We start from the raw sequence: 24,818 nt of genomic DNA, 5'->3' as shown, positions 1-24,818 counted from the left end.
GCTCAGTGCTTGAGGATCTTGGAGAGGAAGTCCTTGGCACGGTCGCTCGAAGGGTTCGTGAAGAAGTCCTCGGGGGTGCGGTCCTCGATGATGCAGCCGTCCGCCATGAACACGACGCGATTGGCGGCGGACCTGGCGAAGCCCATCTCGTGGGTGACCACGACCATGGTCATGCCGTCGGCGGCGAGCTGCTGCATCACCTCCAGGACCTCGTTGATCATCTCCGGGTCGAGGGCCGAGGTCGGCTCGTCGAACAGGAGCGCCTTGGGGTCCATGGCGAGGGCGCGGGCGATGGCCACGCGCTGCTGCTGGCCGCCGGAGAGCTGGGCGGGGAACTTGTCGGCCTGCTCGGCGAGCCCGACGCGCTCCAGGAGTTCCCGGGAACGCCTGTCGGCCTCTTCCTTCTTCCGGCCGCGGACCTTCGTCTGGGCGAGCGAGACGTTCGCCAGGACGGTCTTGTGCGCGAAGAGGTTGAAGGACTGGAACACCATTCCGACCTCTGCGCGCAGCTTCGCGAGCGCCTTGCCCTCCTCGGGGAGGGGCTGTCCGTCGATGCGGATGCTGCCCGACTCGACTGTCTCCAGCCGGTTGATCGTCCGGCAGAGCGTTGACTTGCCCGAGCCGGACGGGCCGATGACCACCACCACCTCCCCGCGGCCGACGGTGAGGTCGATGTCTTGGAGGACGTGCAACTTTCCGAAGTGCTTGTTGACGTCACGCAGCTCGATCAACGGATCGACGGCCATACGCTGCCCTACCCACTCTCAGCTGTGTCGAGGTCAGCGCAAACTATCCATCCCGGAAAGGGACTTCACGCTCGACACGCACAAGAGGGACGAACCGCAAATAGCCGTATTTACGCGGTTGACGCAGTCACGCCTCAGAAGGCGGGGATCACGCCTGCGTTGACCCGCTCACGCCTCGGAAGGCGGGGGCACGCCTGCGTTGCCCCGCTCACGCCTCGGACGCCTCCGCGTACACCTGCGACAGCTCGGGGGCTCCGGTCGCCGCCCAGTCCAGTCCGGCGCCGACCACTTCGATGTCCCGGCCGGAGGCCAGCATCACGACGGGCGTCCCACTGGGCCACAGGTGCCAGTGGGCCCCGGACACGGTGCGGACGATCACGGTGCCGAGGTAGAGACCCGCGTCGTTGCCGAACCAGGGCAGCTCCTCCGGGTCGTCGCGCCAGCGCGGCGGGAGCTGGTCGAGTGCTTCCAGCGAGGCGGGGGAATCGTCCAGTTCGAGGCCCTGCTGGGCGGCCCGGACACGCAGCAGCTCGCACTCGGCGAGCAGTTCGGCGATGCCCTCCGGGTCGGCGTCGTCGGACACATACACCGCCGTGCCGCGCGCCATGGCATGGCGCTTGCGCCAGGCGTCCAAGAAATTCATACCGTTCAGGTTCGCACCCACATGGCTCTGTGCACCACAGGCGCGCGGGGTTGACGCCCCCTCAGGACCCGGCGGCGGGGGCCCGAGAGGGCGTCGTACGACGTCAGAGCTCCAGGTCGACGACCACCGGGGCGTGGTCCGACGCACCCTTGCCCTTGCGCTCCTCGCGGTCCACGTAGGCGTCCTTGACGGCCTCGGTGAACGGCTTGTTGCCGTAGGCGAGGTCGATGCGCATGCCCTTGTTCTTGGGGAAACCGAGCTCGCGGTAGTCCCAGAAGGTGAACGGGTGGTCGTACTTCAGCGGGCGCGGCACCACGTCGCTGAGGCCCTCGTCGCGGAGCGCCGCGAGGGCGGCCCGCTCGGCGGGCGTGACGTGCGTGGCGCCCTCGAAGAGCGCCGGGTCCCAGACGTCCTCGTCGGCCGGGGCGACGTTGAAATCACCCAGAACGGCGAACGGCCGTGACCCCGCCGCGTCTTCGGCGACGGCGGCCCTCAGCGCCTCGAACCAGGCCAGCTTGTACGTGTAGTGATCGTGCCCGACCTCGCGGCCGTTGGGCACGTACACCGACCAGAGGCGGAGCGGGCCGCAGGTCGCGGAGACGGCCCTGGGCTCCTGCACCCCGCCGTACTCCGGGCCGCCGGGCAGGCCGACGACGACGTCCTCCAGGCCTGCTTTGGAGACCAGTGCCACGCCGTTCCACCGGCCGTCGGCGTTGACCGCGGACTCGTAGCCGAGCTCGCGCAGCTGGTCGGCGGGGAACTGCTCGGCGGTGGACTTGGTCTCCTGGATGCACAGCACGTCCGTGCCGGTGTTCTCCAGCCAGGCCAGCAGCCGGGGCAGTCGGGCGGTGATCGAGTTGACGTTCCAGGTGGCGATGCGCATGGTTCTCAACCTACTCGTCGGGTCTGACAGTCACAGAGCCACGGAGTCTCCGGGCACGAGGTGGTGGTGCTGCGCGCCGCCGCCGAGGTTGCCGATGTGGTGGCCGTACAGCGGCAGGGCGAGGTCGGTGAGGAGCGCGTCGTGGATGTCGTACGCGCGGCGCGGCTTGACCTCGCGGACGTAGTCGATCACCTCGGAGACCTTGCTCCAGGGGGCCATCACGGGCAGCAGCAACGTCTCCACGGGGTGGTCGGGGACGGTGAGGGCGTCGCCGGGGTGGAAGACGGAACCGTCCAGCAGGAAGCCGACGTTGGTGATGCGCGGGAGGTCGGGGTGGATGACGGCGTGGAGTTCGCCGTGCACCTGGACGTCGAATCCGGCGGCGCCGAAGGTGTCTCCGTGCCCCACGGTGTGCACCCGGCCGGGGAACGCGGCGGAGATCTTGTCGGCGACGCTGCGCAGCGTCCAGATCTCGGCGGCCGGGTTCGCCTCCAGGGCGGCCCGCAGGTGGTCCTCGCTGAAGTGGTCCGGGTGCTCGTGCGTCACCAGGATCGCGTCGGCACCGAGCGCGGCGTCGGACTCGCTGAAGGAGCCGGGGTCGACGACGAGGGTGCGGCCGTCCTTCTCCAGGCGCACGCAGGCGTGGGACTTCTTGGTCAGGGCGATACGGCTCACGCTGTCGCTGCTCACGCTGTCGCTGCTCATGTCCTCGCTACTCATGTCCTCGCTGCTCATGGCTTCCATCCTGCTGCTCATGGCCTCCATCCTGCTACGGCTGCGGCGTGGTCTCCTGTCGGACCACTTCCCTGGCGGTCTCGAAGGCCGCGTGCGCCGCCGGGACGCCGCAGTACACGGCGGTCTGGAGCAGCACCTCGCGGATCTCGGCCGGGGTGAGCCCGTTGCGCAGGGCGGCCCTGACGTGGGCGGCCAGCGACTCCTGGCGTCCTCCGGCGACGAGCGCGGTGAGGGTGATCACGCTGCGGGTGCGGCGGTCGAGTCCGTCCCTGGTCCAGATCTCGCCCCAGGCGTACCGGGTCAGGAGGTCCTGGAAGTCGCCGGTCATGTCGTCCGCGCCGGCCAGCGCCTCGTCGACGTACCCCTCCCCCAGTACCTCGCGGCGCACCCTCAGGCCTTCGTCGTACGGGTCGGGGCGGCCGACGGGGAGCGGCTCCGGCTCGGACGCCGCCGCGGGGGCGTGCACGGGCTGCGGCGCGGCGTCGGCCGGGGCCGGTGTCTCGACGGCGTCGGCCGGGACCGGCGGTACGGGTGCCAGCAGCGTGGTGCTGGTGTCCTGCCAGGCAGCGGTGAAGTGCCGCACCAGCAGGTCGGTGACGGCGGCGGGCTGCTCGACGGGGGTCAGGTGGGAGGCGCCGGGTACGAGCGCGAGGCGGGCGTCGGGGATGCCCGCGACCAGGGTGCGCGCGTCGGCGGGCCCGGTGACCTGGTCCTGCTCGCCGACCACGACGAGGGTGGGCACGGCGATCCTCCCCAGCTCGGGGCGTACGTCGAAGGCGGCCAGGGCCTCGCAGGCGGCGATGTAGCAGCCGGGGTCGGTGGTGCGGACCATCTGGACGGCCCACTCGACGATGGCGGGCTGCGCGGCGGCGAAGGCCTCCGTGAACCAGCGGCCGGGCGCGGACGCCGCCATCGGCTCCATGCCGTTCGTACGGACGATGACGCCGCGCTGTCGGAACTCGTCGGCGGTGGCGAACCGGGGCGAGGCGGCGACCAGCGCCAGGGAGGCCACCCGGTGCGGGTGGCGCAGGGCCAGCTCGGCACCGATCGCACCACCGATCGAACAGCCCGCGTAGCCGAAACGCTGGATGCCCAGCTCGTCGAGGACGGCCAGCAGCCTGCCCGTCAGCTCACCGACCGAGGCAAGGGGCTCGGCGGGGGCCCCGCCGTGCCCCGGCAGGTCGTAGCGGAACACTCGCCAGGTGCGGGCGAGCTCAGGTATCTGGCGGTCCCACATGTGCCATGTTGTCGCGAGAGAAGGGCCCAGAATCAGGACTGGAGCGTCTTCTGGCCCGTCAAAGCGGTATTGCAGGGTCTTCGCAGTCGTCTCACTCACCCGACCACGCTCCCACGTCTCACATTTCTCTCACGACAGGGGTCGGCAGACCGATCAGACCATTCCAGGTATCCGCCGCCGAACGAAGATCCTCCACGTCCGGCTTCACGTACCAACGCTGCGTGGTCCTGACGTCGGTGTGCCCCGCCCATCGGGCGAGAAGATGGTCAGGAACCCCATTGTTCGCCAGGTAGGTGAAACAACTCGCGCGGGCATCGTACAAACGAACCCGTCGCAGCGCGTTGTCGGCCATGACCTTGTACGCCTGCTCGCGCAACTGGCCCACGTCGAGCGGAGCCCCGAGCTCGTCCACCAGCACGTACCCGCTCCCCTCGTACGCCCGCCCCGCAGTCAGCTTCTCAGCTACTTGGGTGACCTTGAAGTGCCTGAGGGCTTCTCCGACCAGGGCGGGCAGCGGAAGAGCCCGTTCGCCGGCAAGCGACTTCGTGTCCTTCTCGACCACTGTCTTGTTCCCTATCAACGTGCGGGTGTTGGCCACGGTCAGGACCGCCGAGTCCAGCTCTAGATCGCCCCACCGCATGCCGCACACCTCCGCGGGACGCAGACCCATCAACGACAGAAGAAACGGGGCGTACAGCCGGTGGCCCCTCACCGCGCGTACGAAGGCATGGACCTCCACCACACTCCACGGCGCCACCTCCGCTTTGGCTTGCCGCTCCGCCTTGCGCACCTTCCGAGGGATCCTGACCTCCTGAGCCACGTTCACCGCGACCAAACGCCGAGACACTGCCCGGTTGAGAGCCTCCTTCAGTCGGGTGAGAGACATTTCCACCGAGGTGACCCCCAGTCCGGGGCCGGCCTTCGTGGCGCGTACCCGTCCCTCCCGAAGCGCCCACAGCATCCATGCCTCGACATCGTCCTCGGTGAGCTCCTGGAGCTGGATGTGCCCCAGCCTGCCCCGGACACGGTCCAAGGTCACCCTGTAGGTGGAGATCGTGGTCTCCTCCAGATCCTCCGCCTTCATGGCGAGCCACTCATCGAGCCACTCACCCACGGTCATCTTGCTGCGCAGCACGAGCGCCCCTTCATAGCGGCGGACCGTGATACGTGCGTACTCGGCCTTCGCTTCCGTGAGCGTGCCGAAGGTACGGGTCAGCTGCTTGCGCTTCCCGGTAGTTGGGTCGGTTCCGACGTCGACGACAAACCGGTACCGGACCTGACCCTTCGCGTTCGGCGACAGCTTCTTGATCGGGTCAGACAGGATGCTCACTCTCCTTGAGGGCGCGGAACTCCACATCGGCGGTCCCGACGCTGTCTTTCAGCGAAGGGCACCGCGGTCGTCAGGGCAGCAGACGACGGCACTCTCCGCGTCCGGGGTTTGCGGCGCTGCCTGCTTCGTCCGCCACGGCTCCACTGCCAAGCGCAGCCGAGTGCGAACACCGTCAATAATCGGGAGGATCGCCGGTTTGGCTAACCGGGGATCGTCTGCTATGTATCTCTCGGTGGGCGTCGAACCCTGTTATTCGCGCAAGCAGCCTGATCGAACTCGGCATCGACCAGTCAGCGGTCGGTCGAGCCAGCGCTAGTAGGGCTGCCGGGCGAGCGTCAGAACCCCGGACGTCACCGTGACGGGAACCCCGTCGCCAGCCAGCTCTCTCACGCGCGGGTAATCGGGTCTGGTGCAGGTTCGGGTGACGGGTTCTGTCACGCCGCCTGGAGGGCTGGTGTGTTCATGGCGGTCTCGAATTCGACGGGGGTCAGTCGGCCGAGTGCGGCTTGTCTGCAGCGCCGGTGGTAGGTCCGCTCGATCCAGGTCACGATCGCGATCCGCAGTTCCTCGCGGGTGGCCCCAGCCTTGGCCTCCTCATCAATGCCCGCGCCCGACGCATCCACTTCCACAACGCCACCGGGTGGACCCCGAAGTCGGCGGCGACCTGCTCGACCGTCATACCCGGGCCACGGTTCTGCGCGACCCGCACGACGCCCTGGCGGAACTCTTCCGGATGGGGCTTGGGCCTAGCGACATCCTTCCCACCTGCCCTGCAGGGCAAGCCACTTCAGATGTCACCCGATCGTGCGGCAGACCCGCACTTTAGGATCATCAGATCGCAGCGGAGAGCGGCAAGTAGGAGGTCGCGGTCGTGCGGTTCGCCGTAATCACCAACGACAGTCACTAGGACAAGCGGCACCCACAAGTTCGTGTTAGGAGCCCATAGGTGCTCGTGTACTAAAGGCGAGAAATCGTCAAGACCTGTGGATCGGATATTCGCGTGGAGCGGCGAGTGAGTCCCGGTTCTGCGCCACTGCTGCGATGAGATCTTCAAGATCGCATTCCATAGAGGCGTTGACGACAGGTTCGAAGTCATAGACTCTCGCTGCGGCTTCGGCGAAGTCCGAGGGGTAGAAGCTCCACCCCTCGATGCTGCTCCAGCCTGCCTGGATGGTGGCTCGGCTTCCGCTCGGCGACGAGACGCGGAGCCAGGCCGTGCACTGGTCCGAGAAGTCGAAGGGCATGAAGACGGTGCCTCCGGTGGGCCGCAGCTGCCGCAGGTGCTCACCCCACTGATCGAGGAGTCGCGCAAGGCCATCGGCGATGTCCTGACCTGCCAGTGCCGACTCGTCGTTGGCGAAGTAGTACGAATCGCAGGCGTGCCGATAGACGCCTAGTCGCAGCAGCAGGTCGTCATGGACATCGCGATCGGTGACGCGCTCCAAGCGCAGCGGAAAGTGGTTCACGGGGAGGGCTCCAACCTGGTCAAGTCTGAGGCTACGCCACTGCCTTCTCGGGGCGTTCGACGAGGTGGCCGCGTTCGAAGTGGGCGCCGGCCCGGACCAGGGCGACGAGGTGGGGTGCGTTCACGGCCCGCCAGCGTTCCTGGGCTGACTCGATGAGCTTGAAGACCATGGCGAGGGCTGCGGCCCGGCTGCCAGCGCCCTTGGTGACCTTGGTGCGTAGCCGGACGGTGGCGAAGGTCGACTCGATCGGGTTCGTGGTCCGCAGGTGCATCCAGTGTTCGGCAGGGAAGTCGAAGAAGGCCAGCAGTTCGTCCTCGTCGTCCGTGATCCGCTTGACGACCTTGGGGTACTTCGCCCCGTACTGCTTGGCGAACGCGGCGGTGGCCTTGGCCGCGAAGTCCTTGTCCTCGGCGTTGTAGATTTCCTGGATCGCGCGCTTGGCCGCTGGCTGGGCCGACTTCGGCAGCGCGTCAAGCACGTTCGCGGTCTTGTGCACCCAGCACCGCTGGTGGCGGGTATCGGGGAACACCTCGTTCAACGCGTTCCAGAAACCGAGCGCCCCGTCGCCGACGGCGAGGAGCGGGGCCCGCATTCCCCGGCGGGCGCAGTCCCGCAGCAGCCCCGCCCATGCCTCGGACGACTCTCGGTAGCCATCGGTCATCGCGATCAGTTCCTTGGTGCCGTCCGCTCGCACGCCGACCATGACCAGGACGGCAGCCTTCGCCTCCTCCAGACGAATGCGCAGGTGAACGCCATCAGCCCAGACGTAGACGTAGTCCGTGGCGGACAGGTCACGGTCCATGAACGCCTTGTGGTCAGCCTGCCACTGTGTGGTCAGCCGCGTGATTGTCGCGGGTGATAGGCCGGCGGAGGAGCCGAGGAACTGCTCCAGCGCGGGCATGAAGTCACCGGACGACAGGCCGTGCAGGTAGAGCAGCGGCAGGACCTCGCTGACCTTCGGGGATCTACGCGCCCAGGGCGGCAGGATCGCCGAGGAGAACCGCTTACGCTCCCCGGTGGCCTCGTCGACCCGCTTGTCGTTGACCCGCGGGGCCTTCACCTCGATCGCCCCGGCCGCGGTCGTCACCTTCCGCGGCTGATGGAAGCCGTTGCGCACGACCAGAAGGTGGCCGGAATCGTCCCGCTGGTCGGCCAACTCGGCTATATAGGTGTTGACTTCGGCTTCCAGCGCGGCGGCCAGCATCCGCCTCGCGCCCTCGCGGACGATCTCGTCGATCAGGGAACCGTGTGGTGTCGTTCCGTCTTCGTTGACTACCGTGAGCACGGGCGTGCCTTCCCGACCGACGCGCCAACGTCGGCCTACTCGATGACCGTCACAGGATCATTTGGGAAGGTACGCCCTTCACGCGCCAACCCGAGGCAGATCCACAGGTATTGAGCATTGCTCACTTAAGGCAGGGCTCACGCCCTGTGCCGACTCCCTTCACAACTCTGTCGAGAAGGACCGCAACGGATATGCTCCTGCGGCCCTCTCGGAGCCTCCACCAGCATCTTGTTCCTGCCGGAACTGCTCTTCGTTCTGGACCCTCGCCATCGTCCTCACCCCGACAACAGGTACCTGGCATGGGAGCAGATCACTGTTTGGCAACAGGGCCTTCGCTCTGTTGGCTGACCCCGGCAAACAGGTAACGGTTACGGGTGCAACGCTCTCTCAATCCATGCGTCACCAGGCGGAGGAACAAAGAAGTAGCCGCCGCCGGTGGTGAGGAGGTACTTGGCCATGGCTTCGCCTTCCAGCCGACGTTGCACGGCCTCGAAGCCTTCGGCCAGGTCTCGCTGAAAACAGGAGAAGATCATCCCGCGGTCGCCGTCGTCGCGGACATAGCTGTAGCTGCGCCTCAGGATCGGGGGTGGTGTGCGCCGGTTCGGCGCAGCTAGTCGTACATGGGAGTCGAGCGGCGTGAGTTTGCCCTTGGGGTCAGAGGCGAAGTTCGCGCGTTCGCCTGCTGGGGTGCCGTCCAGCCAGCGTCCGTCACGGCGTCGGCCGATGATCTGCTCCTGCGTTTCAACCGGGTCAGCGTCCCACAGCTCGGTGGCCATGCGGATGATCCGCACGACCTGGTAGGTACCTCCGACGGCCCACTTGGGCTGGCCTTGCTCGGGTCTGACGAGTGCGCGCTCGTTGGCTGCGTGCTGGCTGTCGGGGTTTCCGAAGCCTTCGGTGAAGTGGAACGGATTGCGTGCCAGGGCTCGCCCGTCCACTGTCTCACCAGCTGCCTGGGCCCCTTCAATGCGCCACCGCACGCGCCACCCGTGAGCACGTGACAGTACCTGACGGGCAGCCGTGCGGACCGCTCCAGCCGTGGGCCCGGCTATCTGGAGCAGCACGTCTCCATGGCACTGGTGAGGATCGAGAACATCTCCCGCATGGGCTGGCATGGATCTCAAATGCCGCAGCGTAGTGCCATGTTGCCCCAGGAGGCTGGCCCCCAGTCCGATCCTCGCTTCCAGCCCGCCGACCTGCAGCTCATCGAGAGATTCCAGCACTGGCTTGAGGTCATTGCGCCGGGCTTTCCTGCCGCCGTCTCGCCTGTCCAGGGAAACGAACACGGCATGCGGGGCAGGTGGCTGTCCCAGCTGAAGCCGCCCCGACGCGGCGGCGGCCTTCCCTGTCTCGCGTCCCTGGCAGCTGAGCCAGAGGCCGCCGCCGACAGTGGCCACCACGGCTGTCGCAGGAGCGATGAGTGCCGCTCTCCTGTTCAATGCCCCTCCTTGAGCATCAGTCTTGCGGACGTGCTGCAACAGCACATTGCTCAGCTATCTCTCAGCAGGTTGCTGGATTCCCGACTGTCCGTTTCGTCCTCCCCCGTTGTGTGCGAGCCGACAGCGATCAGCTCCCGGAGGCGCTCATTGCCGACTTCGAAGAAGTTCGCTCTGTTGAAGGCCAGGCCGAAGGCTCCCGGGGCGCCCAGGGTCTCGTTGGTGCACAGGCGGTACAGGGTGAGGTTGTCGTACATGTTTCAGCTCAGGCTCATGTGCGTGACCGGCCCGAACACGATCTCCATGCCGGTTGGCCCACCAGTACCCTTGTTGCTTCGTAGGAGCAGCTGCTGGGGACGCCATGTAGCGTGCGACGAGAATGCTCCGTCTCGTTTGCCAGATCGATGCCGAGCACACCACCCTTCCTGATTTCAGGCGAATACCCAGGTAAAGAGGAGGCGTACCAGTCTCTCTGCTTCCTGGTCTCGTCTGAGTGTTGCGACCGAGTCACCGACCGGGGAACGACTCCGAAGCGTCAGCCCGTCGCATGACCTCCTCAGAACCACCACCCACGAGTCGCGGGTGAAGCAGGCTTATGTACTGTGCGTGCCCGAGCAGAGAGTTCCTCAACTGACGCAGGTTTCGGGCGCTGAAGGAGATGCGCCCTCTTGCTTCCGTGATACCGGCAGCGATGGCAACCTGCTCAAGTTCCGCAGTCAGCACACTGCGTTCGAGTGTGGCGGTCACAGTGGAGACGAGCTGTCCTTCGCTGGGGTCCAGGCTGATGTCGTAGCGAACCGCGCCCTGCTTGTAGCTGGCAGTGGGGAGGTATTCGAGCGAGGAGACCTCTGGGCCTTCCAGCCCCGCCTCCCGGGCGAGAGGCCCCAAGGTCGTGCGCACCTCGTCACAGAAACTCTCAGCAGACGGAACCATCTGATACTTCTCCTTTTGTCGACGGACACGTTTTCAGGGACGTACTCGGATGACTTCCCAGTAGTCATCGACCTTGCGCCACCCATACCCCTTTCCTTCCAGGTACTTAAGCTCCCTCTGGTACACGTTGCCCAGCCGGTAGAGCGGTTTCGTCGGATCGGTCACCAGACGGATTGGTATCCCTCGTGCCAGGGCGTCATCTATGAATCGTTTGTTGCGAGTCCAGTTCCAGGCGCCTGTCCCCTTGGTCCCATTAGCCATCGTTCCGCGAAGGTTGAGGACGTGGAAGTCAAGGTCGGGGTGGGCTGCTCGATGGCCATTAATTCCAGGTCTGTTCCCCAGTAGGCAAATGTTGGAGTTGTGAACCAGGACGTCTGCACCGCTGGAACCCACGTAGTAGGTGTGGAGGTCGTCGACGGTGAGGTTGTAGACGGTCGTCGACTCGCTGCGATGGCTGATGGTGTCGATCTGGACCCAGGTGCCGGCGCCTGTTTGGAGCCATTGACCGGAGTCGAGGTTTCCGGCGTCTACCCACTGGTGGAGTGCGGGGACCCAGAAGGGGTGTCCGTCGGTGGCGGTGAGTTTCGCTGTTCGGTGGCCTGTTGTCCCGTCGATGTCGATGGTGAGGTCGACGAGTTGTTTGTTCCCAGTCCCCGTGATGAGAGTGGTGACGGTCCGCGCTCCAGTCTCGCCCGTCTCTGGGTCGGTGGCCCGGACCTCGTCACCGATCTCTATGTCCTTGATGGGTTTACGGGTGCCGTCGGCCATGACCACGAGGGTGTCCGCAGCGAAGCTGTTTGGCCTCAGGCAGCTTCCGCCGAGTTTGGACCCCATACCGGCGCCGACCAATCCGAAGGCGCATCCCATGGCTGCGGCTCCACCCACTTGTCCCCAGTTGACCTTGCGGCCTGACAGGCGCTGCCCGAGCCAATCCATGCCGCCGTCGACGAGTCCGCCGACCACGCATCCGGCGAGCAGTGGGTTGTTGCCGGAGGGGTCGGTGTAGGTGGTGGGTGAGCTGAGGGCGTACTGGTAGAGGTTGGTGCCGCCGGCGTGGCCGATGGAGTCTTGGGAGATGAAGCGGCCTGTTTGGGGGTCGTAGTAGCGGTTGCGGTAGTAGAGCAGGCCCTGTGTCGTTAGCGTGCCATCCCTGCCCCCGGTCGACACAGCTCGTCATAGACTCCGTGATCACTCGTCCATCGAGTCAGACCGTGGCCGGGACTGCAGCCACCATTCTCCCGCCGGCAACGTCCCAAGGGCATTGGCCCGCAGCTGAAATCCAGCCGCCAGGGCCTCACCCTCGACATGTGAGCCTCGGGGCGTGGGTAGAGAAGCTGCTGCGTCGCGATCGTGACGGCCTCGTCGTGCTACTCCCTCGGCGGGGGTCATGGCTGTGCGGGCTTGAGCAGGTGGAAGACCTCGCGGGCGACGTAGCGCTTGAGGCAGCGGATGATCTCGCGTCGGGTCTTGCCCTCCTTGAGACGACGCGCGTAGTACTCCTGGGTGCGAGGGTCCCAGCGCAGCCGAGTGAACACGATCCGGTGCAGAGCGGCGTTGGCCTGCCGGTCACCCCCGCGGTTGAGCCGACGGCACTGCCGGTGTCGGCGTACACGTGAACACTGCTCTGGCAAGCGCTTGCTAGGGCCACTCCACCCCTATGCCCGACGCTACCGTCCGCGTCGGTGCCCGGGACCCGCGGAGTTGGCCCCGGTTGGAACAGACCCAGGAGGACGAGGGGCCGGAGTCGCCGCGTGTCGGCGTGTGCGCGGCTCCGGCCGCTTCAAGGGGTGGCTGTGAACGGCGGGCCCAGGTCTGGGAGCAGGGGTGAAGGCTCGCCGTGCCGGTCGGGATGGACGGTGTGGAGCCCCCGCCTCCCTCCTTTGAGTCGTAGACAGGCTGAAAGACCACGCAACCCCGCGAACTCGTCCGCCGGACAGCTCGGTTCAGCCGACGCCGCGCCGGCCTGCACAGCCGCTCAAACGGCCGTCACTGGTGGGCAGGGAGTTGTTGCTCCAGTATCTGCAGCCGCTGGGACATGCGGTAGAGGTAGCGGACCTTGGTCCGCAGGACCAAGGGCTCGACGGGCTTGAAGACGACCTCGCAACCCCGAGCTCTTCGGCTTCGTCCGCCCAGGCGCCGTTGTGCGCGGCCCCGGTCATCAGCACGACGGGGATGTGCGCCGTCTGGTCCAGGCCGCGCATGTAGCGGACGGCGTCCAGCCCGCTGACGTCCGGCATCAGTACGTCCAGAAGCACCAGTGCCACGTTGCCGTGCAAGAGAGTCTTGAGGGCCCGCTCATCGCTCACGGCCCGTTCGAGAAGACAGCCAAGCGGCGCGAGGACGCTCGCGACGGCGAACAGACTGTCATCGTGGTCGTCGACCAGGAGGATCTTGGCTTCGTCAGCCATGCCTCGTTCACGCTCCCTGCGTGGTCCCAAGTTCGAGGGGGCTCCTCATCTTGTTGCCCAAACAGTGCCCTCGGGCCTCGTCACCCCACCGCCCCCGCCGCACGTTGTCGTAAGAATCCACCGGTGGGGCCACGTCAACTTGGTACGCCAGTGGAACCACAAAACGCTGGCGCCGTAGAGCCCCCAATGAAGTGCGTACAGACACGCAGTCCTTGCCAGGGCCGTCCCAGTCACCGGGACATGCATGCTGCGGGCGGGTGGTGGCCTTCGGCTACCACCTGTGCGTGGCCTGCTTATCGGGAAGTGCGGATGGTCCGATACGCGTCGCAGTGGGAGCGGGTGCGTCTCCGGCACGCGCGGTGGCAGGAAACGACAGATCGCTTCCAATGACGACTGACACCTCATCGCCGTACGACAGATTACAGAACTCCTTCTTTCAGATTCCATCGCATTGCGGCCAAGGATGCCCAATTCTGCCACATCAAGAATACATCAGAAGAATATGTTAGTTGATTTTCCTGCTGCGGTATTCTTTCCGCCATAGAACCCTCGGCATGTACACCGGGTATCCGGTCCGCGCATGTGGCTGCAGGGGCACAGGGGGCGAGAAGTGTTGTTCAGGCGTTTCCTCATCAGTGGCCTATCCGGCTTCTTCTTCCTGTCTGCGACAGTCGGTTGCGGCAGTTCACAGACATCCAATTCGGGCACCCCAGGCGGGGGTGATGTTCCTCCCTCCTCTCAATCGGTGGAGACCGACCCTGTAGAGACGGATCCCGTAGAGACGGAATCCCCGGAGACGGAGACGCCGGAGACGGAGGCATGGCCGCCGGCTCCCCCGCAGGTGGTGGGAGAGTGGTGCGGCGGCAGTGACGCGGCACCCGAAGGGCACTGGACCTATGCCTTCTCCAGCGACGGGCAATTCACCAGGCACAATGCACAGCGCGGAGGAAACACCGGCTATGCGCGATTCGACGCCGGGCAGATGACGCTCTACGCCGACGGCCGTCAGCTGATCGCCTATCCCTGGTCGACAACCGTGGACGCGGTTCTGGGAGACCTGCTCTTCATCGACGGGTTCAGCTATGTACGCGGAAGCTGCTCCTGACCCGCCCCAATCCCCTTCCGGTATTGGTCCCCTCCCCACGCGAAAGCAGGCTGCAATGGCCCTGGGATCCCCCGTGTGGTCGCGGGTACTGGCAGCGCGATTGCTTGTGCTCTCGGCCTTGGTGCCGCTCACGTTCACGGCGTCCTGCTCGTCCGCCTCGCAGCCGCAGCCCTCCGACAACACGACGCGAACCACTGTCAGTTCCTCCCCTACGGCACCGGCTCCCTGCGCGTCCGCTCCGCAGCCCTCCAACAGGACGTCACCCGTCGCCTATTACTCCTCAGCAGCGCTGGCCTCGAAGGAGAATCCTGTCCCGGAACCTCTCGTCGGGGCCTGGGAGAGCGCACAGGCGAATTCGAACACCACGCTCGCGTACCGGTTCACCACGGACGGCACGTACAGGTACGTCGGGCTGCTCTCGTACTGCATGGGGCCGGGAAGGCTCTACGAGCTCACCCAGATCGTCCAGGGCACCGTGCAGGTCGAAGGGGACCGGATCACGCTGAGACCCACCACCAACACGGTCACCAGGAAGAACCCGGAGAATCCTCAGGAAGACTATGAGAACCGGCCCGGGCCCCGGACAGTACAGAGTTTCAACTGGCAGGCCGGGGACCGGACCCTGACACTCACTGACCCCTACGGCCTCCAGTTCGTCTTCAGACGGGTGTCGTCATGACGAGCCCTGCGCCGGATCCCCCGGCGCCGCCTTCGCCCTCGGATCCCCCAGCGCCTCCGCCTCCACCTCGCCCGCGGTTCAGCCTCCGCACACGCATTCAGATCGGGCTGATCAGCGCTGTCGTCCTGGCGACACTCCTGGCCACCTGGCAGTTCAAGAACGCCGGCGACACCTACCAGGACGCGATCGCCCAGGAGATCACGCTTCAGACAGCCCTGCAGAAGGATGTCCAATACGTCTACGCCGACGAAGGCCAGACGCCTTTCAGAGTGGCGGCTGCTGCGGCGCGCGCCGAAGCCCTCAAAGACCTCAAGGGGAAGGGCCGCCTCGCCGCGTCCGAGCACTTCCAGGCAGAACAGCAGGAGTTCACCTTGCGCAGCTCCGCACCCGCCGAGAGCATCATCGGCAGCGACCGGTACCTGACGGGCAAGCAGGGGTACGACCTTCCTCGCCGTCTCGCCGATCAGCAGGAGCGCCATCCGGCCCTCTACCGCCTCGATCCCAACGTCACCGTGCGACAGGGCGACAAGTGGGGCGCCTGGGGGCGCGGGACCGCAGCGGCAGCAGGAGCTGCGGTTCTCGCGGCCATCTTGGCCGCCAGCATTCTCAGGCCCGTACCCTGGCGTCACCCGCCCCTTGTCCCTCCTGCCCGGCCCATTCTCAGGGGCGTCGATCCCATCCCGCAGCCCGCCACCGCGCCGCCCGCCCGCCGACGCGCCATGCAGGTCCATCTCCTCACGGCCGCACTGCTGTTCCTGCTTCCGCTCGGGCAACTGGTGGCCACGGTGAGCGAGCAGCGGTCCCAGGCGGAAGCGGCGCGGCACGCGGTCCGGCTCACTGCCAGCATCGTGGTGAGTGGCCAGAGGGCGGCCTTCCTCGACCAAATGGTCAGTTCGGCCGACTTCGCCGAAATCGAGGCCATCGCCCGCGAGGCCGCGGCCCTCTATCTCAAAGACTCTGCGGCCACCCGGCATGAACGGTCCGTAGCGACGGCCGAGCTACGCCTGGCCGGGCGGCTGCGTCAGATGGCGGAGTTCATGGGACGGGCACCCAGCGCCTCCGACGGCGTGACCCGCGGCACGGTCACCGCCATTGGGGCAAGGCCCGAGGACTGGCCCGCCATGCGTGCGGAGCAGAACCGGTACAAGGAGCTCGCAGACGCTGCCGGGAGCCGCGCACTGTATCTGGCGGCCGCCACTGCCCTCGCCGTCGTGGCAGAGGTGCTGGCCGCCGCTTTCCTCGAAGCCAGGAGACTGACGTGGATGAAGTGGCCAGTGGGATTCGCAGCGCTGTCCCTCGCGGTCACCTCCGGGGCCTTCATCCCGTGAGTCGACCCGGAGTGTCATGAGGCTGTGGCGTGGTTCTCACGTTGATGCAACTCAGCGCCTGTGCGGTGGAGCGCATCCATCGCGACAACCGTGGTGCAATCGCCAGATCGGAGTGCTTTGAGGGTTTCCGGGACGACAGGCACCCCTTCCTGGAGCATGATGCGTTGGAGGCGACCAAGGTCCGGCGTCTTCCCGGGAGCCTCAGCACCTGCCGTGAGGGGGCATCCCGACCCTGCGCAGGCGGGCCGCTCGGGCGCGGCGGCCGAGACCAGCCCGAGACGCACCCCAACAGCGTGAACCCGTCCCGGCCGTAGACCAGGGCCATCTCCTCGCGCTTGCTCGTGGAAGCCCGCGGATGCCAGGAGTGAGTCCGCGGACCGTAGCGGCCGGCCCATTCCCGGACGGGCACCGCCCCGACCAGCCAGTCCAGGGCAGCGCAGGGCAGCGCCTCCGGCGTGGCCCGCAGCGTCTCCCCGGCCAACTCCAGCCTGTTCAGATCGCGTACTGCCGCCAGCACGCGGGGGGAGTCAGTGCGTTGTCTGCCTCCCGCCTTCACCAGGCCCCCGTCCTTGAGCCCGGTCAGCAGCAGATCGAGCACCTTCTCCTCCATCCCGTGCTCGACCAGTCGGGTGAGGAACTCGGAGAGCACCGAGGCGTCGAACCCGGGATCATCCAGCTCCAGGCCGAGTGCGTATTTCAAGTCCATGCCGTACCGCATCCGATGCGCTGCCGCCCGGTCGGTGAGCTCTCGGCGAACTGCAACACCGTCACCAGCGGGAGCTGGCCCGGTGATCAGCCTGGCCGTCCTCTGGCTTCAAACGCCTCGGCGAACTCGGCGTCCGCGAACAACTCACCCAGCTCGTCACGGACCCGCATCGCCAACGGGTACGGGCCTCGTGCCGCCACCGCCCGCGCCACCTGCGCGGTCAACTCAGGCACCTTCGGCCACGGCCTCGGCTGCATCGACATTCCGCACCCCACCCGTGCCCGGGAACACCAAGACGGCTACTGCTCCCGACCACGAACCGTCAGCCCCACTGGGCACGGAATGAGCCAGCAGGATCGGTGACAGCGTTCTTACCGGCACCCTGTCTCCGGCCGCTCCTCCCCCAGCACCAACGCAGCCTGGAGGACACCGATCTGGATCGAGCCCCCGGCCGCCTCCAGGGGACCGGAGGCGGTGTACGTGCCGATCGGCTGAGGTTCGTCCTCCTGAGCGTCATCTCCCGGCGCACGGCGGCCGGTAGGGCAGGTCCGGCAGGTAGCGCCGCCACTGTTCCCGGGAGATGCCGGTGGAGACCGTCGCGCAGATCTCTCGGGCGATGTCTTCGGCGCGGGTGGGCGTCAGACGGATGGTGTGGTCCTGGCCTGCTGAGACGAGGGTGCGGCTGTCGGGGGTGAACGTCACTGCCGACACCGACGAGGTGTGGCTCGTGAGGATGCCGATCGCTCGGGCAGTGCCGTCGGTGACGTCCCACAGGGCCGAGGTCCGGTTCGAGTAGCCGACGGCGACACTCCGGCCGGCCGGGTCGAAGGCGACCGCCAAGGCGTTGGTTGCGTGTTCCGCGATGGTTGTCCCGATCTTTGGTTCGCGCGGGTGCGCAAGGTTCCAGAGGTGTACGGTGCCGTCGCTTCCGGCGGTCGCCAGAGTGCGGCCGTCGGGGCTGAACGTCACCGCGTTGACGAATCCGGTGTGGCCTCGCAGCACGGCGAGCGGGGCGGGGCGCTGCGGACGGCTGATGTCCCAGAGGTGGGTCGTTCCGTCGATGCCGGTGCTGGCCAGGAGACGTCCGTCGGGGCTGAAGTCCGTGTCTCTGATGGGTGATCTGACGCGGCGATGGGTCTCGTTCTGCGGTGAGAGCACGGTTTGCGAGCGGCGGCCGGGCAATGGCACAACTGCTCGGGTACCGGCAGCCCCGGGCGGGGCATGAAGCAGGTCCGATTCAGCAATTGGCACGTGGAGGGCAGAAAGGGCGCCGGGGCCCGGGGAGAGAGTCGGGCAGGCGATCGAGGAGCACACCGGCTGCTGGCAGGGCCGCAGAGAAGATCTCGGCAGGATCCGGGGCGCATTATGCGACCGAACGAATCGGCGTCGTGGCGTAGACCGACATGGCGCGTTCGACAGCCGAGCGGTACCGGCCGAGGCGGCTGGAATGAGTCGTGAACGGCACGACCGGGTCGAGGACGTTTCGGGGCACGTCTTCCAGCCGGCTGACGGCTTGTCGTCAGGTGGTGGGGGGTGTGGGCGTGCGCAGTGTTGCCGCTGTCGCGCCAAGCAGGGCCAGGATCAGGGTGATTGCCATGAAGACCTGGCCGTGCACGCCGAGGATGAAGAGGGTTTGATTGGAGAACTCCGGGTCGTAGGTGGCGGTGCCGGGGAACAGGAGTGCGCCGATCATGCTGAGCCAGGGGGTGGCCAGGACCGCGGCGGCGCACAGCAGCCGACCGCGGGTGTTCCGGCCCTGGCGCAGGGCGAGGGCCAGGCCGATGAGGCCGAGGAGCACCGTCATCACCATGTACTGGGCGTCGTGGAACTTGGCGTGGGACGGCCAGCCGGGGTTGAAGGCGTGCTGGGCCGCCAGGTCCGGGATGACGAGATCGGCGAGCACGGCACTGACCATGGTGATCGCTCCGACGAGGGCGATCAGGATGCGCGGGAGGGGCATGGGGTGACCTCTTGAGGTTCGGTGGTTTCCCGGGGATGACACGCTGTCGCGGAGTCGGGCGGATGGAGTTGCCCGGGGGCGGGGGGATGTCAGGGCGTCCAGGTGTAGGCGTCGGTGACCGAGCGGCTGAAGAGTGCATTGGGCAGGAGCGGGAGAGCCACGTCTCGCAGGGCGGTCCGGGGTAGGGATGTCCAGTGCGCGGGAGCACCGGCCTGCCGGGAGCGCCGGGCGATCATTTGGGTGCGCGGCCTGCGGACGCGGTCGTACTCCTCCAGCCCCGCATGCACGCCGAGGGTGTCTGCTGCTGCGGCGAGGGTGACTGCGTCCTCGAGTGCCTGGCAGGCGCCCTGCCCCAGATTGGGGGTCATGGCGTGCGCGGCGTCTCCGAGAAGCGCGACCCTTCCGGAGACGTAGGTGGGCAACTTAGGCAGCTCGTATGTGTCGTGCTGCAACACCGCGTCCTCGCCTGCGGTGTTCAGCAGTGTGGGGATCGGGTCGTGCCAGTGCGCGAAGCGTTCGCGTAGCTGGTCCAGGTGGGTGCGGGAGCTGATCGGGGCGTTGGCCAGCAGGTAGCAGTAGACGCGGCCGTCTGGCATCGGCACATGCCCGAATCGTTCGCCCCGCCCCCACGTTTCCACGCTCCCCTCGACGGGCTGGGGTGGCGCGATGAAGCGCCAGGTGGTGTATCCGACGTAGCGCGGTCCGGGTATGTGTGGCCAGAGGGAACGCCGTGTGACGCTGTGCACGCCGTCAGCGCCCACCACGAGATCCGCGGTGGAGGTGCCGCCGCTGTGGCGGACTGTGCCATCGGGCCGCACCTGGCGCACCTCGGTGCCGGGCCGCAGCGCCTGTGCGGGCACAGCTGCGCGCAGGAGGTCGACCAGGGCGGCCCGATGCACGGTCGCCCACTGACCGAAGCGGCGTTTCAGGTCGTCGATGTTGTTGCGGATCAGCCAGCCCCCGCTCGCACGACGAATGCCCGCGAGCGGATCGGCCAGCCCGCCGGAACGCAGAAGATCGCCGAGGCCCAGCACGTCCAGCGCGCGTAGACCGTTGGGTTGAATCGACACTCCCGCACCGATCTCGGTGAACTCCGGAGCACGTTCAAAGATCTCCACCTGCCAGCCACGCTGATGGAAAGCGACAGCTGCGGCCAGCCCGCCTATCCCACCGCCCACAATGATCACCTTCATCGTCGAGTCTCCTCTGCGGTCGTTGTGTGCCGGGGCCAGCGCGGGCCGCGGCGGACATGAGCGGACCTTGATAGCGGCCACCACACGGCCGTAACGAGCAGCACTGCCATGAGAAGGACCCACCACGAACGCCCCATACGCACTCCCTAGAGCATCTAGATTTACCTAGAGGACATAAGGAAACATAGGTGCCCTAGGATGTCAACGGGTGCTAACGGAGCGACAAGAGGGGTAACGATGTCCGCAGGGACAAGCAGCAGGCGGGAGAGGCTGCGCCGGGCGACCCTCGGGGAGATCCACGCGGCCGCGCGCAAGCTCCTGGTCGAGCAGGGATCGACTGCGGTGACCATCAACGCGGTCGCCAGGCAGATGGGCATGAGCGGCCCGTCCCTGTACCACTACTACGCCAGCCACGACGAGTTGGTCGGCGCGGTGACAGCGGACTTCCTCCGCGAGTTGGCCACCGCCATGGAACACGCCCGTGACGCCCACACCGACGCGCCGGTCGGCGAGCGCATCCTCGCGGCCTGCCGAGCCATGCGCGCCTGGGCATGCACCCACCCCGCCGAGTTCGGCTGGATCTTCGCCAGCCCGATCACCCCGCCAAACCGGCAGCCGGACTCGGCACGCCACCAGGCCGGGCAGCGTTTCGAGCAGGTCCTGCTGGACCTGACGGTCGAGCTGTGGCAGACGCGACCGTTCCCGGTGCCCGATCTGGCCGGCCTGCCCGCGTCACTGCGCGAGCAACTGACCGCGTACTCCGCCACCATCGGCGGGCACCTGCCGCCCGAGGCCGCGCACGTCTTCCTGTCCTGCTGGGCCAGGCTGTACGGCCTGCTGTGCATGGAAGTCCTGCACCAACTGGACTTCGCCTACTCCGACCTGGAACCCGTCTTCGAGGAATGCCTACGCGACCTGGCCGGCGTCCTCGGCCTGTAGGGGGCAGCTGTGGGGCCGCAGCTGAGACGTTCGATCATGCCCGGGAGGTCTTCGCCGCCATCTTGTTCGTGGCGACATCCGGCTGCACCTGGCGGCAGCTCCCACCGGTCTTCGGGGCATCTGGGCATCTGGGCATCTGGGCATCTGGGCAGACAGTGCATCAGATTCACCGAGTGGAACGCGGCACGTGTCTGGGCGAAGCTGCACCGCTTGATCCTTGACCGGCTCGGCGCCAACGGCGAACTGGACTGGTCGCGGTGTGCAACAACGGCCCCCAGGCGGCGACCTCCACCTCGACCGCGATCGCCTTCACCGGTGCGGCCCGGGTCATCGGCCCGGTCACCGCCAGCCAGGGCACCTGCACCACCAGCGGCGCCACCGTGACCTGTGCGCTCGGCACCTTGGCGAACGGAGCCTCGGCCACCGTGGACATCGTCCTGGAACCCCAGGCCACCGGCACCCTCACTGCCACCACAACCACCACCGCCACCCAGACTGACCCGGTCGCGGGCAACACCAACGACACCGAGAACACCACCGTGAACAACGGCCAAGGCTGCACCATCACCGGCAGTGCCGCCGCGAACGTGATCAACGGAACCAACGGAAACGACATCATCTGCGCCAGCGGCGGCAGTGACGTCGTCAACGGCAACGACACCGTCTACGGGGGCTCTGGCAACGACGTCATCAACGGCAATGACACCATCGACGGCGGCCCCGGCACCGACGTCGCGGGCGGCGGAGCAGGCAACGACACCTGCACCAACGCCGAAACCACCAGCAGCTGCTAACCCGCAGCGCCACCCTCCCGTACCTCCAAGCGCTGCCCCGCCGGTCACCGGCGGGGCAGCAGGGCGTGAGAACAGGCTCAGCCTCCCGTGCGACACACGTCTGGGACACACGTCCAGGCCGTTCCGCAGGAGTCCGCCGATCGTCTCGCCTGGTGGCGCGACCGCCGTCGCTCCCGCCGGTGACCGCAGCGTAGACACCGTCGCGGGCAGCTCCGCCGTTCTCAGGGGACTGGGGGACCTGGCGGCCGTGGGACTGGCGGACGGCTCCTTCTGGCCCAGAGCAACAGGACCACCGAGCACACCGCGGCGAACGCGCACCACGTCGAGATGTACTCCTGCCGCCACAGCCCGAAGGACACCGCGGCCCCGACGGTGACCAGGACACCGAACAGGACGAGCCCCCGGTCACCGGACAGCAACAGGGAGCCGAGGGTGGCGAGGAGATAGCCGGCGACGGTCAGCTCCGCCTGCGGCAGTCCCAGGGAGTACCCCACGGTGTGTCCCCGGATCTCCGCCGTCACGGTACGGGTCGCCAGCGCGTGGGCGAGCGCCGCCGCTGTCACGACTCCCGCCGCCAGGGGGAGAAGCAGACGCCGGCGAGCGCTCGGCGGAGCGGCGCACAGCACGGCTGCCGGTACCCACAGCGCCAGCAGCGGGAGCGCGATGACGCTCCAGGCGACAGTGGCGGGCCCGGTGCCGCCGCCCCGGTGCCAGACGACGGCCTCGATGATCTGGTGGGCACCCAGGAGCAGGGGCAGCGCGGCCAGCGGCAGGTCACGGGGGTGCCGGGCCGCCACGGCCACCGCGGCGGCCCCCACCGCCGTGATGACCGTGCCCGCAACGAGATCGGCCGTCGCACTCCAGCACATGACAGCAACGCTACGACCGTCCCGGCAGGAGTTCACCGGAGGACAGGTTGACCCGCCCCGGGGGCGGCCTCGGGGAGCCAGAACCTGGCAGGGCTGGGCCCCGGACTGGAAGCAGGCGTTGGAACGGGCACGGCCGACCGCGAATTGCACCAAAAGTCACGGCAGAACGGCCAACGGGCCGGTCCAGGGTCGCCGGAACAGCACGACGCAGGGTCCTCGCAGCAGCGTACGGGTGCCCGTCGCACGAGAATTTGCTCTCCACTCTCTCGGCGCCGGGCGGCGGGGTCGGGTCGGCCGTCGCCGTACCGGCGGGGATCACCACAGCGGCGCCACGGCCACCGGCACGAGAATCTTGCGCACTGTTCTGCCTCCAGCTCACCAGGACGACGAGCGGGTCGCCGCCATCCGCTCTGGCAACGACCTGATCCGAAGAAGAAGGTGATCCGGCGCTCAGCTCCGGCTGTGGCCGGCCGCCGCTCACCTGCCGAGGAGCCAGCCTTGCAACGCGGCGTCGTCCAGGGCCGGTACGTGCGCGTGGACGTGCGGGCCGCGGGTGAGGGCTCCCACGCCGAGCACGGTCATCCCGGCCGCGTGGGCTGCCCGTGCGCCCACCGGGGAGTCTTCGACGGCCAGGGTCCTGCCGGGCTCGACGCCAAGTGCGGTGCAGGCGGTGAGGTAGCAGTCGGGGTGCGGTTTGGGCGAGGCGACCTCGTCGCCCGAGACCGTGACCGGCAGCCACCGGGAGAGGGCGCCGTGTGTCAGCGACTTGTCCAGAAGGACGCGCGGCCCGTTGCTGGCCACCGCGATGGGCATTCCGGCAGCACAGAGCAGGGTGACCAGTTCGGCCGCGCCGGGCATGGGCCGGGCCCCTGCGGCGACCGCCGTCAGAAGTTCCGCCCCCAGCTCGTCGGCCAACTGCGGTGCATTGCCCCCGAACAGCCGGGACATCACTTCGCCCGCCTGGGGCAGTGCCAACCCGACGAGGGCCGCACGGGCCGCGTCGTCGTAGGGGCGCCCCCTGCGGGCGAAGACGGCGCCGCGGGCGGCATCGGCGCACGGTTCGGTGTCCATGAGGGTGCCGTCGCAGTCGAACACCACGGCTGAGGGCGGCGGGGACTTCATCAGGGCGGCGAGGTCGGCTCCACAAGTCATCGGGGCGCCCTCGCTCATGCCTTGACGTACAGCTCGACCGGGTTGAACCCTGCCGGTTCCGGGACGCGCGGCGGGACCTGCCGGAATCCGGCCGCGCGCATCGTGGCCCGTACGACGTCGCCGTCGATGTACTTGTCGTGGACCTCCAGGACGATCCGCTCGACCCGTTCCATCCACGGCTGGACCTCGCGGAACACCTCCGCCTCGCTGCCTTCGACGTCGACCTTGAGCAGGTCGACGTGGTCGATGCCGTGCTTGGTGAGCAGCTCGTCGACGGTGATCGCGGGCACTCGCACGCCGGGCCGGGCCAGTACGTTCTCCAGTCGGTAGGGGCGGGTGCGGCGCAGGTCCGCCACTGCAGGGACGGCAGTGCAGGTGTCCCAGAACGCGCTGACGGTGAACTCCGCAGTCCCGGACTCCCCCGCCACCGCGGCCGGTTCGATCTTCCAGTCGAGTCCGGACAGGGCGGCGTTGTGCCTCAGGACGGCCAGGTTCTGCGGGATCGGCTCCACGGTGAGCAGGATGGTGGGGCGATAGCGGGCGGTGAAGTAGGAGGCGGCGAGGCCGGTGTTGCCGCCGAGGTCGACGATCGTGTCGAGGGTGTCGAGGTCTTCGTCGAGCCGGTAGTGGACGCCCAGTTCGTAGAAGCGCTTGAGGAAGACCTGCCACAGGATGAGCAGGTCGCTCTGGTTTCTGCGGATGCGTACGCGGGCCGCCTGGCGCGGAGTGAAGAAGTTCAGCGACAGCGGGGTGTCGTCGTCGAGGGGGCGCCCGGCTGCTCCGAGAAAGCGCCGTCCCATCCAGTACGGCGTGGTCATGCGGCTCGCCCCCTGCGCCACACGCAGCGCCAGGGCCATGTCCCGTCCGCAGCCCGCCGTTTCCCGCATCAGAACGCGGACCGTGCCCACGCCCATTGCCCGGTCTGCGTCCGAGCGCAGGTATGCCAGTCCCATGTCTCTGCCTTCTCTGCTTCCTGATGGATACGAACCCG

General features: G+C 67.5%; 27 protein-coding genes and 3 pseudogenes. 5 read left to right on the top strand and 25 right to left on the bottom strand.

Going from position 1 to position 24,818, the window contains the following annotated elements; translation table 11 throughout:
- Positions 1-2: 2 nt before the first annotated feature.
- The 16 genes and pseudogenes from ACH4SP_RS07720 to ACH4SP_RS07645 all read right to left on the bottom strand — a co-directional run bounded on the left by ACH4SP_RS07720 (position 3) and on the right by ACH4SP_RS07645 (position 13,102).
- Positions 3-746, bottom strand: coding sequence for an amino acid ABC transporter ATP-binding protein (locus ACH4SP_RS07720; protein WP_398411040.1), 744 nt, complete (start codon positions 744-746; stop codon positions 3-5).
- Between the two features lie 208 nt (positions 747-954).
- Complete coding sequence (locus ACH4SP_RS07715) at positions 955-1,389, bottom strand: DUF6278 family protein (protein WP_398411035.1); 435 nt, start codon at positions 1,387-1,389, stop codon at positions 955-957.
- Positions 1,390-1,492: 103 nt separating this feature from the next.
- The gene (locus ACH4SP_RS07710; RefSeq protein WP_398411032.1) at positions 1,493-2,272 is read right to left on the bottom strand and encodes an exodeoxyribonuclease III; all 780 of its coding nucleotides are present in this window, start codon (positions 2,270-2,272) and stop codon (positions 1,493-1,495) included.
- A gap of 30 nt (positions 2,273-2,302) precedes the next feature.
- On the bottom strand, positions 2,303-2,938 hold the full coding sequence (locus ACH4SP_RS07705) for an MBL fold metallo-hydrolase (protein WP_398411828.1): 636 nt from the start codon (positions 2,936-2,938) through the stop codon (positions 2,303-2,305).
- 103 nt (positions 2,939-3,041) lie between these two features.
- The gene (locus tag ACH4SP_RS07700) at positions 3,042-4,343 is read right to left on the bottom strand and encodes an alpha/beta fold hydrolase (RefSeq protein ID WP_398411027.1); all 1,302 of its coding nucleotides are present in this window, start codon (positions 4,341-4,343) and stop codon (positions 3,042-3,044) included.
- A 19-nt stretch (positions 4,344-4,362) separates the two neighbouring features.
- Positions 4,363-5,574 carry a tyrosine-type recombinase/integrase gene (locus ACH4SP_RS07695; RefSeq protein WP_398411023.1) on the bottom strand — a complete coding sequence of 404 codons (1,212 nt, stop codon included), beginning with the start codon at positions 5,572-5,574 and terminating at the stop codon, positions 4,363-4,365.
- Positions 5,575-6,008: 434 nt separating this feature from the next.
- Positions 6,009-6,149: pseudogene (locus ACH4SP_RS07690) on the bottom strand (IS3 family transposase); the annotation flags it as partial.
- Positions 6,119-6,253 carry a hypothetical protein gene (locus ACH4SP_RS07685; RefSeq protein WP_398411020.1) on the bottom strand — a complete coding sequence of 45 codons (135 nt, stop codon included), beginning with the start codon at positions 6,251-6,253 and terminating at the stop codon, positions 6,119-6,121. The pseudogene ACH4SP_RS07690 and the gene ACH4SP_RS07685, both read right to left, overlap by 31 nt.
- A 295-nt stretch (positions 6,254-6,548) precedes the next feature.
- Entirely contained in the window at positions 6,549-7,040 is a 492-nt protein-coding gene (locus ACH4SP_RS07680; RefSeq protein ID WP_398411017.1) for a hypothetical protein, read from the bottom strand.
- A 31-nt stretch (positions 7,041-7,071) separates the two neighbouring features.
- A complete protein-coding gene (locus tag ACH4SP_RS07675) occupies positions 7,072-8,325 on the bottom strand; it encodes an IS256 family transposase (RefSeq protein ID WP_398411015.1) in 1,254 nt (417 codons plus the stop codon).
- 368 nt (positions 8,326-8,693) lie between these two features.
- On the bottom strand, positions 8,694-9,764 hold the full coding sequence (locus ACH4SP_RS07670; RefSeq protein ID WP_398411012.1) for a Dyp-type peroxidase: 1,071 nt from the start codon (positions 9,762-9,764) through the stop codon (positions 8,694-8,696).
- Positions 9,765-9,814: 50 nt separating this feature from the next.
- Positions 9,815-10,018 carry a hypothetical protein gene (locus ACH4SP_RS07665; RefSeq protein ID WP_398411009.1) on the bottom strand — a complete coding sequence of 68 codons (204 nt, stop codon included), beginning with the start codon at positions 10,016-10,018 and terminating at the stop codon, positions 9,815-9,817.
- A gap of 250 nt (positions 10,019-10,268) precedes the next feature.
- Entirely contained in the window at positions 10,269-10,694 is a 426-nt protein-coding gene (locus ACH4SP_RS07660) for a hypothetical protein (RefSeq protein WP_398411007.1), read from the bottom strand.
- 33 nt (positions 10,695-10,727) lie between these two features.
- Complete coding sequence (locus ACH4SP_RS07655) at positions 10,728-11,861, bottom strand: polymorphic toxin-type HINT domain-containing protein (protein WP_398411004.1); 1,134 nt, start codon at positions 11,859-11,861, stop codon at positions 10,728-10,730.
- Between the two features lie 218 nt (positions 11,862-12,079).
- Positions 12,080-12,280 (bottom strand): annotated as a pseudogene (locus ACH4SP_RS07650) (IS110 family transposase); the annotation flags it as partial.
- Positions 12,281-12,637: 357 nt separating this feature from the next.
- A complete protein-coding gene (locus ACH4SP_RS07645; RefSeq protein WP_398411002.1) occupies positions 12,638-13,102 on the bottom strand; it encodes a response regulator in 465 nt (154 codons plus the stop codon).
- A 745-nt stretch (positions 13,103-13,847) separates the two neighbouring features.
- On the opposite strand from ACH4SP_RS07645, the gene ACH4SP_RS07640 reads away from it, so the two are divergent.
- Entirely contained in the window at positions 13,848-14,207 is a 360-nt protein-coding gene (locus ACH4SP_RS07640; RefSeq protein WP_398410998.1) for a hypothetical protein, read from the top strand.
- A gap of 273 nt (positions 14,208-14,480) precedes the next feature.
- Here ACH4SP_RS07640 and ACH4SP_RS07635 read toward each other — a convergent pair whose 3' ends face one another.
- Positions 14,481-14,636 carry a hypothetical protein gene (locus tag ACH4SP_RS07635; protein ID WP_398410995.1) on the bottom strand — a complete coding sequence of 52 codons (156 nt, stop codon included), beginning with the start codon at positions 14,634-14,636 and terminating at the stop codon, positions 14,481-14,483.
- 246 nt (positions 14,637-14,882) lie between these two features.
- Here ACH4SP_RS07635 and ACH4SP_RS07630 point away from each other — a divergent pair, with 246 nt between their 5' ends.
- Entirely contained in the window at positions 14,883-16,214 is a 1,332-nt protein-coding gene (locus tag ACH4SP_RS07630; RefSeq protein ID WP_398410992.1) for a hypothetical protein, read from the top strand.
- Here ACH4SP_RS07630 and ACH4SP_RS07625 read toward each other — a convergent pair.
- The 5 genes from ACH4SP_RS07625 to ACH4SP_RS07605 all read right to left on the bottom strand — a co-directional run bounded on the left by ACH4SP_RS07625 (position 16,204) and on the right by ACH4SP_RS07605 (position 20,073).
- A complete protein-coding gene (locus ACH4SP_RS07625) occupies positions 16,204-16,920 on the bottom strand; it encodes a hypothetical protein (protein ID WP_398410988.1) in 717 nt (238 codons plus the stop codon). The two genes, ACH4SP_RS07630 and ACH4SP_RS07625, sit on opposite strands and share 11 nt — an antisense overlap.
- Before the next feature lie 86 nt (positions 16,921-17,006).
- Positions 17,007-17,183 carry a hypothetical protein gene (locus ACH4SP_RS07620; protein WP_398410986.1) on the bottom strand — a complete coding sequence of 59 codons (177 nt, stop codon included), beginning with the start codon at positions 17,181-17,183 and terminating at the stop codon, positions 17,007-17,009.
- Positions 17,184-17,433: 250 nt separating this feature from the next.
- Positions 17,434-18,078 carry a WD40 repeat domain-containing protein gene (locus ACH4SP_RS07615; RefSeq protein ID WP_398410983.1) on the bottom strand — a complete coding sequence of 215 codons (645 nt, stop codon included), beginning with the start codon at positions 18,076-18,078 and terminating at the stop codon, positions 17,434-17,436.
- A gap of 361 nt (positions 18,079-18,439) precedes the next feature.
- Positions 18,440-18,880, bottom strand: coding sequence for a DUF6640 family protein (locus ACH4SP_RS07610; protein WP_398410975.1), 441 nt, complete (start codon positions 18,878-18,880; stop codon positions 18,440-18,442).
- An 89-nt stretch (positions 18,881-18,969) separates the two neighbouring features.
- Positions 18,970-20,073 carry an FAD-dependent monooxygenase gene (locus ACH4SP_RS07605; protein ID WP_398410973.1) on the bottom strand — a complete coding sequence of 368 codons (1,104 nt, stop codon included), beginning with the start codon at positions 20,071-20,073 and terminating at the stop codon, positions 18,970-18,972.
- 198 nt (positions 20,074-20,271) lie between these two features.
- Here ACH4SP_RS07605 and ACH4SP_RS07600 point away from each other — a divergent pair, with 198 nt between their 5' ends.
- From ACH4SP_RS07600 to ACH4SP_RS07590, 3 genes and pseudogenes are all read left to right on the top strand, one after another.
- Positions 20,272-21,012 carry a TetR/AcrR family transcriptional regulator gene (locus ACH4SP_RS07600; RefSeq protein WP_398410970.1) on the top strand — a complete coding sequence of 247 codons (741 nt, stop codon included), beginning with the start codon at positions 20,272-20,274 and terminating at the stop codon, positions 21,010-21,012.
- A pseudogene (locus tag ACH4SP_RS07595) lies at positions 21,000-21,276 on the top strand (transposase); the annotation flags it as partial. The gene ACH4SP_RS07600 and the pseudogene ACH4SP_RS07595, both read left to right, overlap by 13 nt.
- Positions 21,270-21,806 (top strand): calcium-binding protein, encoded by a 537-nt coding sequence (locus ACH4SP_RS07590; protein ID WP_398410967.1) that lies wholly within the window; start codon positions 21,270-21,272, stop codon positions 21,804-21,806. The pseudogene ACH4SP_RS07595 and the gene ACH4SP_RS07590, both read left to right, overlap by 7 nt.
- Positions 21,807-22,027: 221 nt before the next feature.
- Here the strand turns inward: ACH4SP_RS07590 and ACH4SP_RS07585 are convergent, their stop codons facing one another.
- The 3 genes from ACH4SP_RS07585 to ACH4SP_RS07575 all read right to left on the bottom strand — a co-directional run bounded on the left by ACH4SP_RS07585 (position 22,028) and on the right by ACH4SP_RS07575 (position 24,780).
- Positions 22,028-22,675 carry a DUF6629 family protein gene (locus tag ACH4SP_RS07585; protein WP_398410966.1) on the bottom strand — a complete coding sequence of 216 codons (648 nt, stop codon included), beginning with the start codon at positions 22,673-22,675 and terminating at the stop codon, positions 22,028-22,030.
- Between the two features lie 477 nt (positions 22,676-23,152).
- Entirely contained in the window at positions 23,153-23,827 is a 675-nt protein-coding gene (locus tag ACH4SP_RS07580; RefSeq protein WP_398410965.1) for an HAD family hydrolase, read from the bottom strand.
- Between the two features lie 14 nt (positions 23,828-23,841).
- Entirely contained in the window at positions 23,842-24,780 is a 939-nt protein-coding gene (locus ACH4SP_RS07575; RefSeq protein WP_398410964.1) for an FkbM family methyltransferase, read from the bottom strand.
- Positions 24,781-24,818 lie beyond the last annotated feature (38 nt).

The organism is Streptomyces sp. NPDC021093 (assembly GCF_044333135.1).
Taxonomy (GTDB): Bacteria; Actinomycetota; Actinomycetes; order Streptomycetales; family Streptomycetaceae; genus Streptomyces.
This window is presented reverse-complemented; position numbering and strand designations above follow the sequence as displayed.